This is a genomic window from Micromonospora sp. NPDC049274, from assembly GCF_040678875.1.
In the GTDB taxonomy this organism is placed as follows: Bacteria; Actinomycetota; Actinomycetes; order Mycobacteriales; family Micromonosporaceae; genus Micromonospora.
Map to the genome: position 1 here is coordinate 15085 of NZ_JBFAQS010000026.1, position 18062 is coordinate 33146.

Here is an 18062-nt window from a genome sequence, read left to right on the forward strand (position 1 = left end):
ATAGAGCCAATGGTGTTCGATGACGCTGTCGCGATCGTGGGTATGTCCTGCCGCCTCCCCCAGGCGCCTACCCCCAAGGCGTTCTGGCGGTTGCTGCGCGACGGCGTGGACGCGATCACGGCTCCTCCGGACGATCGGCGGGAATTGGCCGCGCCCGGCACCGGTGGTGCCGGGCGCGGCGGATTCCTCGATGCCGTAGCCGATTTCGACGCCGAGTTCTTCAACATCGCCCCCGACGAAGCCGCCATGATGGACCCGCAGCAGCGGCTCGTGCTGGAACTGTGCTGGGAGGCGCTCGAGGACGCCGGCATCGTCGCGTCCCGGCTGCGGGACACCGCCGCCGCCGTCTTCGTCGGTGTCATGAACGGCGACTACGCGAGTCTGGTCGGTGGCTCGGTGAACCGGCACACCCTCACCGGGCTGGGCCGTTCCCTACTGGCCAACCGGGTCTCCTACGTGCTGGGTCTGCGCGGTCCCAGCCTGACCGTCGACTCCGCCCAGTCGTCCTCGCTCACCGCCGTCCACCTGGCCTGCCAGAGCCTGCGGTCGGGCGAGTCCGAGCTGGCCGTGGTCGGCGGCGTCAACCTCAACCTCGTACCGGACAGCACCGTCACCGCCGACCGGTTCGGTGCGCTGTCGCCCGACGGACGGTGCTTCACCTTCGACGCCCGGGCGAACGGCTACGTGCGGGGCGAGGGCGGCGGAATGATCGTCCTCAAGCCGCTGGCGCGGGCCAGGGCCGACGGCGACCGGATCCGCTGCGTGATCCTCGGCAGCGCGGTCAACAACGACGGCGCCGGCAGCGGCCTCACCGTCCCGGACCGGCAGGCCCAGGCCGACGTCATCCAACTGGCCCACCGGCGGGCCGGGATCGCCCCGGCCGACCTCGCGTTCGTCGAGCTGCACGGGACCGGCACCCGCGTCGGTGACCCGGTCGAGGCGCACGCGCTCGGCGACGCCGTGGGTGCCGGACGGACCACGCCGCTGCCGGTCGGCTCGGCCAAGACCAACGTGGGTCACCTGGAGGGTGCCGCCGGCATCGTCGGCCTGCTCAAGGCAGCGCTGGCCCTGGAACACCGCGAGCTGCCCGCCAGCCTGAACTACCGGACGCCGAACCCGTCGATCCCGTTCGACGAGCTCAACGTCCGCGTCAACAGCGAACGCACGCCGCTGACCAGCACCGGCCCGCTGGCCGCGGGCGTCAGCTCGTTCGGTGTCGGCGGCGCCAACTGCCACGTCGTCCTCGCTTCCGGTCCCCTCACCGACGACCCCGCGCCCCGGCCGACGGGCGTCACCGGTCCCCTGCCGACGCTGGTCTCCGGGCGCGGCGAGAAGGCCCTGCGGGCCCAGGCCGCCCGGCTCGGCGACCACCTGGCCCGCCTGGACCCGGCCGACCTGGCCGACGCCGCCTTCTCGGCCGCGACGACCCGGCAGACGTTCGAACACCGCGCGGTCGTGCTCGGCGACAACCCCGCCGGCAATCTCGCCCGATTCGCCCGCGGCGAGCCGGTCACCGAGGTCGTCGCCGGCCGGACGGGCACGGACCCGGCGGCGCGGGTGGCGTTCGTCTACTCCGGACAGGGCAGCCAGCGGCCCAGGATGGGACGGGAGCTGCACGCGACGTACCCGGTCTTCGCCGCCGCATTCGACGAGGTCCTCGGCCACTTCGACCCCAGGCTGCGGGCGGTGATGTTCGGCGACGACCCGGAACCGCTCGACCGGACCGCGGTCATCCAGCCCGCACTGTTCGCCTTCGAGGTGGCGCTCACCCGCCTGCTGGAGCACTGGGGCGTACGGCCGGGGGCGCTGATCGGGCATTCGATCGGCGAGATCACCGCGGCGCACATCGCCGGCGTGCTGTCCCTGCCGGACGCCTGCGCGCTCGTGTCGGCGCGGGGCGCGCTGATGGACGCGCTGCCCGCGGGTGGGGCGATGGTCGCGCTGGAGGCCGGCGAGGACGAGGTGCTGGCGGCCCTGGACGGCGTACAGGCGGGCATCGCGGCGATCAACGGGCCGCGGGCCGTGGTGATCTCGGGGGCCGACCCGGACGTCACCCGGATCGCGGCGGACTTCGCGAGCCGGGGGCGGCGGACCCGGCGCCTGCGGGTGAGCCACGCGTTCCACTCGCCCCTGATGGAGCCGATGCTTGCGGAGTTCCGGCAGGTAGCGGGCGGCCTCACCTACCACGCACCGGAAATCCCGATCGTCTCCAACCTCACCGGCGCGCACGCGGACGCCGGGCAGCTGTGCTCGGCCGAGCACTGGGTGCGGCACGTGCGGGAGGCGGTGCGCTTCGGCGCCGGCCTGAGCGCGCTTGCCGACACTGGCATCGCCACCTTCCTCGAGGTCGGACCGGACGCGGTGCTGACCGCCATGGGACCGGGCAACGTCCCGGGGGCGATGTTCCTGTCCACCCAGCGCGGGGGCCGGCCGGAACCGCGGACGCTGCTGCGCGCGGTTGCCGGGCTGCACGTTCACGGGCACGAGGTCGACTGGTCCGCGCTGTTCGCCGGGTCCGGTGCACGACGGGTGCCCCTGCCGACGTACGCCTTCCAGCGCACCCGCCACTGGCTCGGCTCGCGGCCCGCCCCGGTCGCCGCCGTCACCGGGCAGCGGGACGTCCTCGCCGTCCTGCGTGGCGCCGCCGCGGTCGTGCTCGGCTACCCGGACCCGGCCGGCGTCGACGCCGACCGCCCGTTCAGCGACCTCGGGCTCGACTCGATCGGCGCGGCCGAGCTGTGCACGCACATCAACGCCGGCCTCGGCACGTCGCTGTCCCCGATCGCTCTGTTCAACCACCCGGACCTACGGCGCCTCGCCGAGCATCTGCGGGACACCGGCGCCGAGCCGGTCGGCGTGGCGCCGGCAAGCCACGCCGGCGAGCCGATCGCCGTCGTCGGCATGGCCTGCCGCTATCCCGGCGGCGTCACCTCGCCGGACGACCTGTGGCACCTGGTCGCCGGCGCCGTCGACGCGATCGGCGAGTTTCCCGCCGACCGGGGCTGGAACCTCGACCGTCTCTACCACCCCGATCCCGCGCATCGCGGCACGTCCTACACCCGACACGGTGGGTTCCTGCGCGACGCGGCCCGGTTCGACCCGGCGTTCTTTGGCATCTCCCCCCGGGAGGCGCTCGCCATGGACCCGCAGCAGCGGTTGCTGCTGGAGACCTCGTGGGAGGCGATCGAGCGGGCCGGGGTGAACCCGGCCACCCTGCGCGGCACCCGTACCGGGGTGTTCGCCGGTGTCATGGCGCAGGACTACGGCCCCCGCCTGCACGAGGCGTCCGGCGACGGCGAGGGCTACGCGCTCACCGGAAGATCGGTCAGCGTCGCATCCGGCCGGGTCGCCTACGCGCTGGGCCTGGAGGGTCCCGCCGTCACCGTCGACACCGCGTGTTCGTCGTCGCTGGTCGCGCTGCACTCGGCGATTCAGGCGCTGCGCTCCGGCGAGTGCGACCTGGCGCTGGCGGGCGGGGCAACTGTGATGGCCACGCCGGGCATGTTCATCGAATTCTCCCGGCAGCGCGGCCTGTCCCCGGACGGCCGCTGCCGGTCGTTCGCGGCGGGCGCCGACGGCACCGCGTGGGCCGAGGGCGCCGGCATGCTGCTGGTCGAGCGGCTCTCCGACGCCCAGCGTAACGGGCATCCGGTCCTGGCGGTGGTCCGTGGTTCGGCGATCAACCAGGACGGCGCGAGCAACGGCCTGACCGCGCCGAACGGCCCGTCCCAGGAACGGGTGATCCGGCAGGCGCTGGCCAACGCCGGCCTGTCCGCCGCCGACGTGGACGCGGTCGAGGCGCACGGCACCGGCACCACCCTGGGCGATCCGATCGAGGCGGAGGCGCTGATCGCGACCTACGGCCGGGACCGGTCCGCCGAGCGCCCGGTGTGGCTCGGCTCGCTGAAGTCGAACATCGGCCACAGCCAGGCCGCAGCGGGGGTCGGCGGGATCATCAAGATGGTCCAGGCGATGCGGTACGGCCAGCTCCCCCGCACCCTGCACGCCGATGAGCCGAGCCCGCACGTGCGGTGGGCGGCCGGCGGCGTCGAGCTGCTCACCGAGGCCCGCCCGTGGGCCACCGGCGAGCGTCCGCGCCGGGCTGGGATCTCGTCTTTCGGCATCAGCGGAACCAACGCGCACGTCATCGTGGAGGAGCCGCCACCCGCCCCGGCCCCGGTGTCGCCACGGCACGCGCGGATCGTGCCGTGGGTGATCTCGGCGCACAGCCCGGCGGCCCTGCGCGGACAGACCGATCGGCTCCGGGCCTGGGTCACCGCGCATCCCGCGGCGGATCCGGTCGACGTGGGCGCGGCGCTGGCCGGCGGCCGTGCGCTGCTCGCACATCGGGCGGTGGTGCTCGGCGTCGATCTCGGCGAGCTCCAGCGCGCTCTGGACGCGGTGACGGCCGGCGCCGACAACCCGGCAGCCCTGCGTGGAAGCGGCGTCGGGGCCACCGGCCGGCTGGGCTTCCTGTTCTCGGGTCAGGGTAGTCAGCGACTCGGTATGGGCCGTGAGTTGGCCGCCGAGTTCCCGGTGTTCGCCGACGCTCTCGACGAGGTGCTGGAACGTCTCGATGTGCGGGAGGTGATGTGGGGTTCGTCGGAGGAGGAGCTGCGCGAGACCGGTAACGCGCAGCCGGCGTTGTTCGCCTTCGAGGTGGCCCTCTATCGGCTGCTCACCTCGCTCGGAGTCGAGCCGGATGTCCTGGTCGGTCATTCGATTGGGGAGATCGCCGCCGCTCACGTGGCGGGTGTGTTGTCTCTGGATGACGCGTGCACGCTCATCGCCGCCCGGGCCGGGTTGATGCAGGCGTTGCCGGCGGGTGGGGCGATGCTCGCGGTCGCCGCCCCCGAGGCCGATGTGTTGCCGCTGCTCGACGAGCAGGTCGGTATCGCGGCGGTGAACGGCCCGTCGGCGGTGGTGGTCTCCGGGGCAGAGGACAGCGTGGCCCGGGTCGAGGCGGCGTTGGTCGGGGTGCGGACGCGCCGGTTGCGGGTCAGTCACGCGTTCCACTCGCCGTTGATGGAGCCGATGCTGGCGGAGTTCCGGCAGGTGGCTGAGGGTTTGACCTATCGGCAGCCGAGTATCGCGCTGGCCATGAATGGTGATCCGACCGATCCGGGTTACTGGGTCGAGCACGTCCGGCAGGCCGTTCGCTTCGCCGACAACATGGCCGCCGCGAACGTCGACATCGCCGTGGAGATCGGCCCCGACGGCGTTCTCAGCGGCCTGACCGAGGCGATCCCCACCGCCCGCAAGGACCGCGACGAGGTGCGGACCTTCGTCGAGGCGCTCGCCCGCCTGCACGTCGCGGGCGTCGCCGTCGACTGGGCCCGGCACCTGGGACGACCGGCGGCGCACGTCGACCTGCCCACCTACGCGTTCCAGCACGAGTACTACTGGTCGAGCAGCACCGACCCGGCCGGGATCGAGACGTCGCCGACCACCCACCCGATCCTCGGCACCGCACTGCGACCGGCTGGCGGAACGGTGCTGCTCAGTGGTTCCGTGTCGGCGGCCGGCGCGCCCTGGCTCGGCGACGACCCGGCGTCGACGGTCGCGCTGTCCGGCGCCACGCTGGTCGAGCTCGCGCTGAGCGCCGGGGAACAGGCCGGCCTCAACAGGGTGGAGAACCTGACCCTGCACCGGCCGCTGGCCGCGGGGGCGCCGATCGACGTTCAGGTCACGGTCGGCCCCGAGGAGTCCGGGCACGCCCCGGTGGCGATCTACGCTCGCGGCCGGCACACCCCGGAGTGGACCTGCCACGCCACCGGCGTGCTCGGCGGAGACGCCCGGCCGGTCCCCTCCGACCAGCCGGGCGGCGAGAGCATCGACGTCCCGGCGGTGTACGAACGGCTGGCGGCGCACGGCTTCCCGACCGGACCGATCGCTGCGGTCCTGCGGTCGGTCCGCCAGCGCGACGGCCACACCTACGTCGACGTGCGGCTTCCCGAGGGCGTGACCGGCGACGGCTTCGCCCTGCACCCGCTGCTGCTGGACGCGATCCTGCATGCCCACCTCGCGGACGCCCCCGACCAGGGGCCGGGCCTGCGGCTGCCGCTCTCGTGGACCGGGGTCTCGGTGTTCGCGAGCGGGGCGACCCGGCTGCGGGCGCGAGTGTCACCGGCCGGCGACGACGTCTGGACGGTGAGCGTCACCGACCAGGCCGGCGCACCGGTCGCCGTCGTCGAGTCGGTCACGCTCGGCACCGTCTCCTGGGCCGAGGTCGCGCCGGCGGAACTGGCCACCGTCTTCGAGGTCGAGTGGCGGCCGCTGCCGGTCCCGTCGCCTTCCGCCGCAGACCTGGGCATCGCCGTGCTCGGTGGCGGACTCACCGTTCCCGGCGCGCGCCGTCACCAGGATCTGACCGCCCTCGCCGGCGAGAGCCACGTGCTGTCGGCCGGCGGTGCGGAAACGGCCGAGGAGGCGCGCGACGCCGTCGCCCGGGTGCTGAAGCTGATCCAGGAGTGGGTGGACGGCGAGCGGTTCACCGATGCCCGGCTCGTCGTCGTCACTCGTGGCCTGCTCGGCGACACGGCCGGCACGGTGGCCGACGCAGCCGTGTGGGGCCTGGTACGTACCGCTCAGAGTGAGTTCCCCGACCGGATCGTGCTGCTGGACCTGGACGACGACGACCGATCGGCGGCCGGGGTCGCCGCCGCGCTCGCCACCGGCGAACCGCAGTTGGCCATCCGGGCCGGCGAGATCCTCGTCCCCCAGCTCGCCTCCGCGCCACCTCCGGCCGACGCCGGCTCTTCCTGGCCGGCAGGCGGCACGGTGCTGGTCACCGGGGCCACCGGCACGCTCGGCACGCTGATCAGCCGGCACCTGGTCACCGGCCACGGCGTGCGGGACCTCGTGCTGGTGAGCCGCCGCGGACCGGACGCGCCCGGGGCCGCCGATCTGGCTGCGGAGCTGACCACGCTCGGCGCCCGGGTGCGGGTCACGGCCTGCGACGTCGCCGACCGCGACGCGCTGTCTGCCCTGATCGCCGACCTCGGCACGGGGCTCGCCGCGGTGGTGCACGCGGCGGGTTCGCTCGACGACGGCATCATCCCCGCGCTGACGCCGGAACGGGTCGACACCGTCTGGCGCCCCAAGGCCGACCCGGCATGGCACCTGCACGAGCTCACCAGGGACCTCGACCTAAAGGCGTTCGTGCTGTTCGGCTCGATCGCCGCCGTCTTCGGCAGCGCGGGCCAGGCGAACTACGCCGCCGCCAACGCCTTCCTCGACGGACTGGCCCGGCATCGGCGCGCCATCGGCCTGCCCGCCACCACCATGGCGTGGGGGCTGTGGGACGGCACGGCGGGCGGCATGGCCGGCGCCCTCGACACGACGGCGGTGGCCCGGTGGTCGCGGGCCGGCGTCGACCCGATCCCGCCCGAGCGGGGGCTGGCGATGTTCGACGCCGCGCTGGCCGGCGGCGCGGCCACCGTCGTGCCCGCCCTGCTCGGCGCCGGGCGGCTCACCGGCGGCCCGGTTCCGCCGCTGCTGCGCGGCCTCGTCCGACACACCTCGGCCCGCCGCTCGGTCGGCGAGACGGGCACGCCGCTCGGCCGGCGGCTGGCCGGCCTGGACCGCGAACAACAGGACGCCACTCTGCTCGATCTCGTGCGCGGGCAGGCCGCCCTGGTGCTCGGGCACGCCGATCCCGGCACCCTCACCGACGGACAGGCCTTCAAGGACGCCGGGTTCGACTCGCTGACCGCGGTCGAGCTGCGCAACCGGCTGAACGCGGCGACCGGTCTCCGGCTGCCCGCCACCCTGCTGTACGACTACCCCACCGCCACATCGCTCGCCGGCTTCCTGCGCGGCGAGCTGCTCAGCGCCGCCGCCGCCACGACGGCCGCGGCCCGGACCACGGTCGCCGCCGACGAGCCGATCGCGATCGTCGGCATGGCGTGCCGCTATCCCGGCGGCGTGGCCTCTCCCGACGACCTGTGGCGGCTGGTCGCCTCAGGCGCCGACGTGATCGGTGAATTCCCTACGGATCGGGGCTGGGACCTCGACCGGCTGTACGACCCGGACCCCGGCCGCAAGGGAACCGCCTACACCCGGCACGGCGGCTTCCTCTACGACGCCGGCGACTTCGACGCCGCGTTCTTCGGCATCTCGCCCCGGGAGGCGCTGGCGATGGACCCGCAGCAGCGGCTGCTGCTGGAGACGTCGTGGGAGGCCCTCGAACACGGCGGCATCGACCCGGCGTCCCTGCACGGCAGCAGCACCGGCGTCTTCGCGGGCCTGGCGCCCCAGGACTACGGGCCGCGCCGGCACGAAGCGCCGGCCGAGATCGAGGGCTACCTGCTGACCGGCGGCTCGGCGAGCATCTCGTCTGGGCGGGTGGCTTACACGTTCGGCTTCGAGGGCCCGGCTGTCACGGTCGACACCGCCTGCTCGTCGTCGCTGGTCGCGCTGCACCTGGCGGTGCAGTCGTTGCGCTCGGGTGAGTGTGACCTGGCGCTGGCCGGCGGGGCGATGGTCATGGCGACGCCGGGCACGTTCGTGGAGTTCTCCCGTCAGCGTGGTCTCTCGCCGGACGGTCGGTGCAAGGCGTTCGCCGACTCGGCCGACGGTACCGGCTGGGCCGAGGGTGTTGGTGTGCTGCTGGTGGAGCGGCTCTCCGACGCGCGCCGCAACAACCACCAGATCCTTGCGGTGGTACGGGGTTCCGCGGTCAACCAGGACGGCGCGTCCAACGGGCTGACGGCGCCGAATGGGCCGTCGCAGCAGCGGGTGATCCGCCAGGCGCTGGCCAACGCGGGTCTGTCCACGTCAGACGTCGATGTCGTGGAGGCGCACGGTACCGGTACGACGTTGGGTGATCCGATCGAGGCGCAGGCGTTGATCGCGGCCTACGGCCAGGACCGGGAACGGCCCCTGTTGTTGGGTTCGATCAAGTCGAACCTCGGGCACACGCAGGCGGCGGCGGGTGTCGCCGGTGTGATCAAGATGGTCATGGCGATGCGGCACGGGGTTCTCCCGAAGACGCTGCACGTGGACGAGCCGTCTCGGCACGTGGACTGGTCGGCTGGTGCGGTGGAGCTGCTGGCCGAGCCGCGGGAGTGGACCGGTGACGGTCGACCGCGACGGGCCGGGATCTCCTCGTTCGGGTTCTCCGGCACCAACGCACACGTCATCATCGAGCAGGGCGAGCCCGGTCCGGGCCCGATCCAGAGGCAGCGCGACCCTGCTGTCGTGCCATGGCTGGTGTCCGCGCGCACTGAGGAGGGGTTGCGAGCACAGGCCGCGAAGCTTCTGTCGCATGTGGATGAGAGCGCCGATCCGGTGATGGTCGGCGCGGCCCTGCTGACCCGCACGCGCCACGCGCACCGGGCGACGGTGGTCGGCTCGTCGCGGGACGAGCTGACGGCCGGGCTGCGCTCGCTTGCCGCCGGTCAGGCGGCGGCCGGCGTGCACGTCGGCAGCGGCACGGACGGCCGGCTGGGGTTCCTGTTCTCGGGTCAGGGTAGTCAGCGCCTCGGTATGGGCCGTGAGTTGGCCGCCGAGTTCCCGGTGTTCGCCGACGCCCTCGACGAGGTGTTGCATCGTCTCGATGTGCGGGACGTGATGTGGGGCTCGTCCGAGGAGGCACTGCGCGAGACCGGTAACGCGCAGCCGGCGTTGTTCGCGTTCGAGGTCGCCCTGTTCCGGCTCGCCACGTCGTTTGGTGTCGAGCCGGATGTGCTGGTGGGTCACTCGATCGGGGAGATCGCGGCCGCCCATGTGGCGGGGGTCTTCTCGCTGGATGACGCGTGCACGCTCATCGCCGCCCGGGCCGGGTTGATGCAGGCGTTGCCGGCGGGTGGGGCGATGCTCGCGGTCGCCGCCCCGGAGGCCGACGTGTTGCCGCTGCTCGACGAGCAGGTGGGTATCGCGGCGGTGAATGGCCCGTCTGCGGTGGTGGTCTCCGGGGCTGAGGAGAGTGTGGCCCGGGTCGAGGCGGCGTTGGTCGGGGTGCGGACGCGCCGGTTGCGGGTCAGTCACGCGTTCCACTCGCCGTTGATGGAGCCGATGCTGGAGGACTTCCGGCAGGTGGCCGAGGGCCTGACCTACCGGCAGCCGAGTATCGCGCTGGCCATCAGTGGTGACCCGACCGATCCGGGTTACTGGGTCGAGCACGTACGTCAGGCTGTTCGGTTTGCCGACAACGTCGCCGCCGCCGGTGCGGACATCGCGGTGGAGATCGGCCCCGACGGGGTCCTCAGCGGCCTGACCGATGCGATCCCCACCGCCCGCAAGGACCGCGACGAGGCTCAGGCGTTCGTCGAGGCGCTCGCCCGCCTGCACGTCGCGGGCGTCGCCGTGGACTGGACCTCCTACCTCGGCGAACCGGCCGGGTCGATCGAGCTGCCCACCTACGCGTTCCAGCGCGAGCGCTACTGGCTGGAGGCGGGAAAGGCCGGAGCAGACGGGCTGGGATCGCTCGACCACCCGTTCCTGACCGGCGCGACCGACATTCCCGGCACCGGCGCGCTTCTGCTCACCGGCCGGCTGTCCCTGGCCACGCACCCCTGGCTCGCCGACCACGACGTACTCGGCGCGGTGATCCTTCCGGGCACCGCATTCGCCGAGCTGGCGTTGCGCGCGGCCGAGCACGCCGGACAGGCCGGCCTGACCGAGCTGACCCTGGAGAGCCCGCTCGTTCTCGCCCCCGGCCGCACCACGCAACTGCGCGTCCTGCTGGACGCGGCCGGGGACGGCGGCGAACGGGCCGTGCGGATCTACGCCCGCGACGACGACGGCGCGCCCTGGACCCGGCACGCGAGCGCCACCGCGGGCGCGCCCGCCGACATGCCCGGCGCACCGCTCACCGAGTGGCCACCGGCCGGGGCGACGCCGGTGGACCTGCTCGACCCGTACGCCGACATGCTCCTCCGGGGTTATGCCTACGGCCCGGCTTTCCAAGGTCTGCGGGCCCTGTGGCGGTCCGGCGCCGACCTGTACGCCGAGATCGAGGCCCCGGAGGCCGACGCCGCCCGCTTCGGCGTGCACCCGGCGCTGCTCGACGCCGCCCTGCACCCGGTCACGCTGGCCCTCTTCGACCGGCCCGGCGACGACCGGTCGCTGCTGCCGTTCACCTGGTCGGGCGTCCGGCTGTACGCCGCCGGTGCCGCCGCGCTGCGGGTGCGGTTGGCACCGATCGGGCCGGACCAGGTCGCCGTCACGGTCAGCGACGCGGCCGGGACGCCGGTGCTGACGGTCGAGTCGCTGACCCTCCGGCCCGCGTCCGCCGGCCAGCTCCGGCCCGAGAAGCCGATGTACACCGTGGAGTGGCCGGAAACGCCCCTGCCGCCGGCGGGTGGTCCTTCCCCGATGTTCGAGATCGGCACGTCCGGCCCCGCGGCGGATGCGCTGTGGCGGGCGCTGGACGCCGGCGAGGACGTGCCCGAGGTCGTGCTCGCCGCCCACACCGTCGCGCCCGCCGCCGACGTGGCCGTGGCCGCCCGCGCCGGCACTCGGGACCTTCTCGCTTTGGTGCAGCGTTGGCTCGCCGACAGCCGCCTGACCCGATCGCGCCTCGTCGTCGTGACCACCGGCGCGGTCGCCCTGCCGGGTGAGATGGCCGACCTGCCGGCCGCGCCCGCCTGGGGTCTGATCCGGTCGGCCCAGACCGAGCATCCCGACTGTTTCACCCTGATCGACACCGACGGCACGGAGGAGTCGGCGAACGCCGTCCCCGCGGCGCTCGCCTCCGGGGAACCGCAACTGGCCCTGCGTGGCGGCACGGCCCGGGTTCCGCGGCTCACCGCTGCGCCCCGCCTGGACGGTGCCGCCTCGAAGCGGTGGCGGCCCGGCGGCACGGTGCTGCTCACCGGCGGCACCGGGGCGCTGGGACGGCTGATCGCCCGCCGGCTCGTGACCGAGCACGGGGTACGGCGGCTGGTCGTCGCCTCCCGCCGCGGCGTCGCCGAGCAGATGCGGGAGGAACTGGCGGGCCTCGGGGCCGAGGTCTCGTTCGTCGCGGCCGATCTCGCCGACCGTGCCCAGGTCGCCGCGCTGATCGACGGGATCCCGCGGCTGAGCGGCGTGGTGCACCTCGCCGGGGCCGTGGCGGACGGCGCGGTCACCGCCCTGCGCGCCGGGCAGGTCGACGAGGTGTTCGCGCCCAAGGTGGACGCGGCCTGGCATCTGCACAAGCTCACCGAGGGCCACAACCTCGACTTCTTCGTGCTCTGCTCGTCCGTCGCGGGCGTGGCCGGAAGCGCCGGCCAGGCCAACTACGCTGCGGCCAACGTGTTCCTGGACGCGCTCGCCGCCAACCGGCGCGTCCGGTCGCTGCCGGCCACGTCGCTGGCCTGGGGCCTGTGGCAGCTCGACGGCGGGATGTCCGGCGCCATCGGGCGGGCCGACGTCGACCGGCTGCGCCGCACCGGGATCAGCCCGATGCCTGTGGACGAGGGCATGGCGCTGTTCGACACCGCACTCGCGCTCGACCGGCCGCTGGCCGTGCCGGCCCGGCTCGATCTGGCCGAGCTGCGCCGTCACGACGAGATTCCGGCTGTGTTCCGGGGACTGGTCCGCGCGCCGGCGCGCCGGGTCGCGCCGGCCGGGAAGCCGAGCGGCCTGCCCGAGCTGCTGGACCTGATCCGTGCCGGTGCGGCGACCGTGCTCGGCCACACCGGCGCCATCGACGCCGACCTGGCGTTCTCAGACCTGGGCTTCGACTCGCTGAGCTCGGTCGAGTTGCGAAACCGGATCAGCGCGGCCACCGGGCTGAAGCTCGCGAGCACGCTGCTGTTCAACCACCCAACACCGCGCGATCTCGCCGCGCACCTGCACGAGCGGCTTACCGGCGCGACGACAGCGGCCGGCCGGGGGGCGACGGTCGTACGCGACCCCGGCGAGCCGATCGCGATCGTCGCCATGGCCTGCCGTTACCCCGGCGGAATCAGCACTCCCGAGGACCTCTGGCGGGTGCTCACCGAGGAGCGGAACACCGCCAGCACCTTCCCCGCCAACCGCGGCTGGGACCTCGACAACCTCTATCACCCGGACCCCGGCCACGCCGGCACCAGTTACACCCGGCACGGCGGCTTCCTGCACGACGCCGACCAGTTCGACCCGGCCGTGTTCGGCATCTCGCCGCGCGAGGCCACCGCCATGGACCCGCAGCAGCGCCTGCTGCTGGAGATCAGCTGGGAAACCCTGGAGCGGGCCGGACTCGACCCGGGCGGACTGCGCGGCACCAGCACCGGCGTCTACACCGGCGTGATGTACCACGATTACGGCGGCCGGCTGGCGCAGGCGCCCGACGGCTACGAGGGCTACGTCATCAACGGAAGCGCGGGCAGCGTGGCGTCGGGGCGTATCGCGTACACGTTCGGCTTCGAGGGCCCCGCGGTCACAGTGGACACGGCCTGCTCGTCGTCGCTTGTCGCACTGCACTCGGCGATCCAGGCGCTGCGCTCCGGCGAGTGCGACCTCGCCCTGGCAGGCGGCGTGACGGTGCTGGCCACGCCGAACGTCTTTGTCGAGTTCTCCCGTCAGCGCGGGCTCGCGCCGGACGGACGGTGCAAGTCGTTCGCCCGGGACGCCGACGGCACCGCCTGGGGCGAGGGGGCGGGCATGCTGCTGGTTGAGCGGCTCTCCGACGCCCGGCGCCTCGGCCACCCGGTGCTCGCCGTGGTGCGCGGCAGCGCCGTCAACCAGGACGGCGCCAGCAATGGCCTCACCGCGCCCAGCGGTCCCGCCCAGGAACGGGTGATCCGCCGGGCGCTGGCCGGGGCCGGGCTGTCCGCCCCCGACATCGACGTGGTCGAGGCGCACGGCACCGGCACCACCCTGGGCGACCCGATCGAGGCGCAGGCGCTCATCGCGACCTACGGTCAGGACCGGCCCGACGATCGTCCGCTGTGGCTCGGGTCGCTCAAGTCCAACATCGGCCACACCCAGGCCGCGGCCGGAGTCGGCGGCATCATCAAGATGGTCCTGGCGATGCGGCATCAGGTGCTGCCCCGCACCCTCGGGGCCGACGAGCCGACACCGCACGTGGACTGGGCGGCGGGCGCGGTGTCACTGCTGACCGCGGCCCGGCCGTGGGAGTCCCCCGGCCGCCCGCGCCGGGCCGGGATCTCGTCCTTCGGAGTCAGCGGGACCAACGCGCACGTCATCCTCGAGGAGCCGCCCGCCGCATCCGAGCCGACCACCCCCGACGCGCCTCCCCGGCTGGTGCCGGTCCCGGTCTCGGGGAAGACCCCGGAAGCGCTCCAGGCGCAGGCCGCCAGGCTGATCGCCTGGCTAGGCGACGGCGACGGGGTGGACGTGGCCGCCGCCGGCCGCGCTCTCGCGACCGGCCGAGCCCACCTCGATCACCGCGCGCTGGTGGTCTGCGCGGACACCGCCGAGCTCGTTGCCGGGTTACGTGTCGTGACCACTGGATCGGCGCCGGCGACGCGGCCGGTGGGCCGGATGGCGTTCCTGTTCGCCGGTCAGGGTAGTCAGCGGCTCGGTATGGGCCGTGAGTTGGCTGCCGAGTTCCCGGTGTTCGCCGACGCTCTCGACGAGGTGTTGCAGCGTCTCGATGTGCGGGAGGTGATGTGGGGTTCGTCGGAGGAGGAGCTGCGCGAGACCGGTAACGCGCAGCCGGCGTTGTTCGCCTTCGAGGTGGCCCTCTATCGGCTGCTCACCTCGCTCGGAGTCGAGCCGGACGTCCTGGTCGGGCACTCGATCGGGGAGATCGCCGCCGCTCACGTGGCGGGTGTCTTTTCGCTGGATGACGCGTGCGCGTTGGTCGACGCTCGGGCGCGGTTGATGCAGGCGTTGCCGGCGGGTGGGGCGATGCTCGCGGTCGCCGCGCCGGAGGCCGATGTGGTGCCGCTGCTCGACGACCGGGTGGGTATCGCGGCGGTCAACGGCCCGTCGGCGGTCGTGGTCTCCGGGGCAGAGGACAGTGTGGCCCGGATCGAGGCGGCGTTGGTCGGGGTGCGGAAGCGCCGGCTGCGGGTCAGTCACGCGTTTCACTCGCCGTTGATGGAGCCGATGCTGGACGAGTTCCGGCAGGTGGCCGAGGGCCTGACCTATCGGCAGCCGAGCATCGCGCTGGCCATCAGCGGTGACCCAACCGACCCCGGTTACTGGGTGGAGCACGTCCGGCAGGCCGTTCGCTTCGCCGACAACGTCGCCGCCGCCGGTGCGGACATCGCCGTGGAGATCGGCCCCGACGGCGTTCTCAGCGGCCTGACCGAGGCGATCCCCACCGCCCGCAAGGACCGCGACGAGGTGCGGGTGTTCCTCGAAGCGCTCGGGCGGCTGCACGCCGACGGCCGCACCGTGCGCTGGGACCGGTGCTTCACCGGGGTGGCCGCCCGCCCGGTTCCCCTGCCCACCTACGCGTTCCAGCGCCAGCGCTACTGGCTCGACGCTCCCGCCCCGGCCGGCGACGTCACCGGCGCCGGGCTGGAGGTCGTCGACCACCCGCTGCTCAGCGCGGTGATGCCGGCCCCGGACTCGGACGCGGTCACCCTCACCGGCCGCCTCTCGGTGGCCGCCGCTCCGTGGCTCGCCGACCACGTCGTCGACGGGGCCGTGGTGGTTCCGGGCGCGGCGCTGGTCGAGATGGCGATCCGGGCCGCGGACGAGGCCGGTGCCGCCGCGGTCGAGGAACTGACCCTGCTGGCGCCGCTGGTGCTGCCGGCCGACGGGTCGGCGCGGGTGCAGGTCACCGTGGCGGCGCCGGACGAAACGGGACGACGCCGGGTGGCGGTCCATTCGCGGGCCGGGAACGGCCCGTGGACGGTTCATGCCGCCGGGATCCTCGCCGACGACTCCCCCGCCCCGGAGTTCGACCTCGGCCCGTGGCCGCCCGCGGGGGCGGAGCCGGTCGACGCCGACGGCCTGTACGACCGGCTGGCGGCGAGCGGCATCGAGTACGGCCCGACCTTCACCACGGTGCGGGCGGTCTGGCGAGCCGGGGACGCCGTGCTGGCCGAGCTCGAACTGCCGGAGCCGGCGCGGGCCGACGCCGCCCGGTTCGGCCTGCATCCCGCGCTGCTGGACGGCACGCTGCACGCGATCGTCGCCGGCGGGCTGCTCGAGGAAGCGGCGGGCGGGCGGCCGTACCTGCCGTTCTCGTGGCAGCGGACGACCCTGCACGCCGCCGGCGCCACCCGCATCCGGGTGCGGATCACCAGGTCGGACAGCGGTTTCACGCTGTCGATCGCGGACCCCGCGGGCGCACCGGTGGCCCAGGTCGGCGCCGTGTCGCTGCGCGCGGCAGCGACCGCCCCGGCACCCGCTCCCGGCGACGGGCTGTTCCAGGTGGACTGGGTGCCGGCGGCGCCCGGGGAGCCCACCGGCGATCTGGCCGTCATCGGCACCGCGTTGCCCGGCGTGGCGGCACCCCGGCATCCCGATCTGGCCGGCCTCGGCTCGCGGGTGCCCGCCCAGGTGCTGGTCGCGGCCCCGGAGCGGGGTCTCGCTGATCTGCCGCGAAGCCTGGCAGAGGTCACCGACGGCTTGCTGGGGGTCATGCGGCAGTGGCTCGCCGACGACCGGTTCGCCGAGTCCCGGCTGGTGATCGTCACGCGTTCGGCCGTCGCCACCGAACCGGCGCATGACGTGGACCCGTGCCACGCCGCCGTCTGGGGCCTGGTGCGGGCGGCGCAGGCCGAGCATCCCGGCCGGCTCGTGCTGCTCGACGTGGACGGCGAGGTGGACGGGGCCGCCGTCGACGCGGCGCTGTCGTCGGGGGAGCCGCAGCTGGCGCTCCGTTCCGGCGCGGTGCGGGTGCCCCGGCTGGCCCGGGCCACGGTGAACCGGGTGGAGCCAGCCGCCTTCGGCGACGGGACCGTCCTGATCACCGGCGGCACCGGCGGTCTCGGCCGGATCATCGCGCGCTCGCTGGTGGCCGACCACGGAGTCCGCGATCTGCTGCTGGTCAGCCGCAGCGGGCCGGATGCGGCGGGCGCGTCCGACCTGGTCGCGGAACTGACCGCGCACGGCGCGCGGGTGCGGGTGGCGGCCTGCGACGCCGGGGAGCGCGAGCCTCTCGCAGCCCTGATCGACGCGGTTCCGGCACTGACCGCCGTGGTGCACACGGCCGGTGTGCTCGACGACGGCGTAATCGCCTCGATGACCCCGGAGAAGATGAGCACCGTCCTGCGGGCCAAGGCGGTGGCCGCCTGGCATCTGCACGAGCTGACCCGCGACCGGGACCTGGCCGCGTTCGTGCTGTTCTCCTCGACCTCGGGCATCCTCGGCGGCGCCGGGCAGGCCAACTACGGCGCCGCCAACGCGTTCTTGGACGCTCTCGCCCAGCACCGCGGCGCTCGCGGGCTCCCGGCCGTCTCGGTGGCCTGGGGTCTGTGGGCGGCCGGCGGCATGGCGTCCGGCCTCGGCGAGACGGGCGTGGCGCGACTGGCCCGCACCGGCATCGCGCCACTGTCCGAGCGGGACGGGCTGGAGTTGTTCCTCGCGTCGCTGTCGGCGGGCCGTCCGCAGGTGGTGGCCGCCCGGCTCCTGCTGGACCGGCCGGTCGAGGGCGCCTCTGCGCTGCTGCGGGGCCTGGTCCGCCAGCCCGCCCGGCGCGTCGCGAAGAGCACCGTCAGCTCGGACGACCTGCACGACCGGCTGGCCACGCAATCACCGGAGGAGCGGCGGGAGACGGTTGTCGACCTGATCCGCACCCATGCCGCGGCGGCTCTCGGCCATCCGGACCGGCGCTCGATCGCCGCCGGTCGGGCGTTCTCCGAGCTCGGCTTCGACTCGCTGACCGCGATCGAACTGCGGAACCGGCTCAACGCCCCGCTGGGCGTCCGGCTCCCGGCCACGCTCATCTTCGACTACCCGACTCCCGCCGCGCTGGCCGCTCACGCGCTGACGCTGCTGTTCCCCGAGACGGACACCGGCGAGGTGGCCGACGAGGCGCAGGTGCGCCGGCTGCTGGCGACCGTTCCGCTGCGCCGGCTTGCGGACGCCGGCCTGCTGGACGCGATCCGCCAGCTCGCCCCGGGGCCGGACGACACCGGGGAGCCGGCCCGCGACGAGGCGCACGACATCGACGAGATGGACGTCGACAACCTCATCCAGCTCGCCCTCGACGGCGGTTCCTGACCCGA

At 74.1% G+C, this 18062-nt stretch carries 1 protein-coding gene; it reads left to right on the forward strand.

Features of this window, described 5'->3' with window-relative positions; genetic code table 11:
• The first annotated feature begins 9 nt into the window (after positions 1 to 9).
• Positions 10 to 18057 (forward strand): type I polyketide synthase, encoded by an 18048-nt coding sequence (locus AB0K10_RS31400; RefSeq protein WP_363689562.1) that lies wholly within the window; start codon positions 10 to 12, stop codon positions 18055 to 18057.
• Positions 18058 to 18062 lie beyond the last annotated feature (5 nt).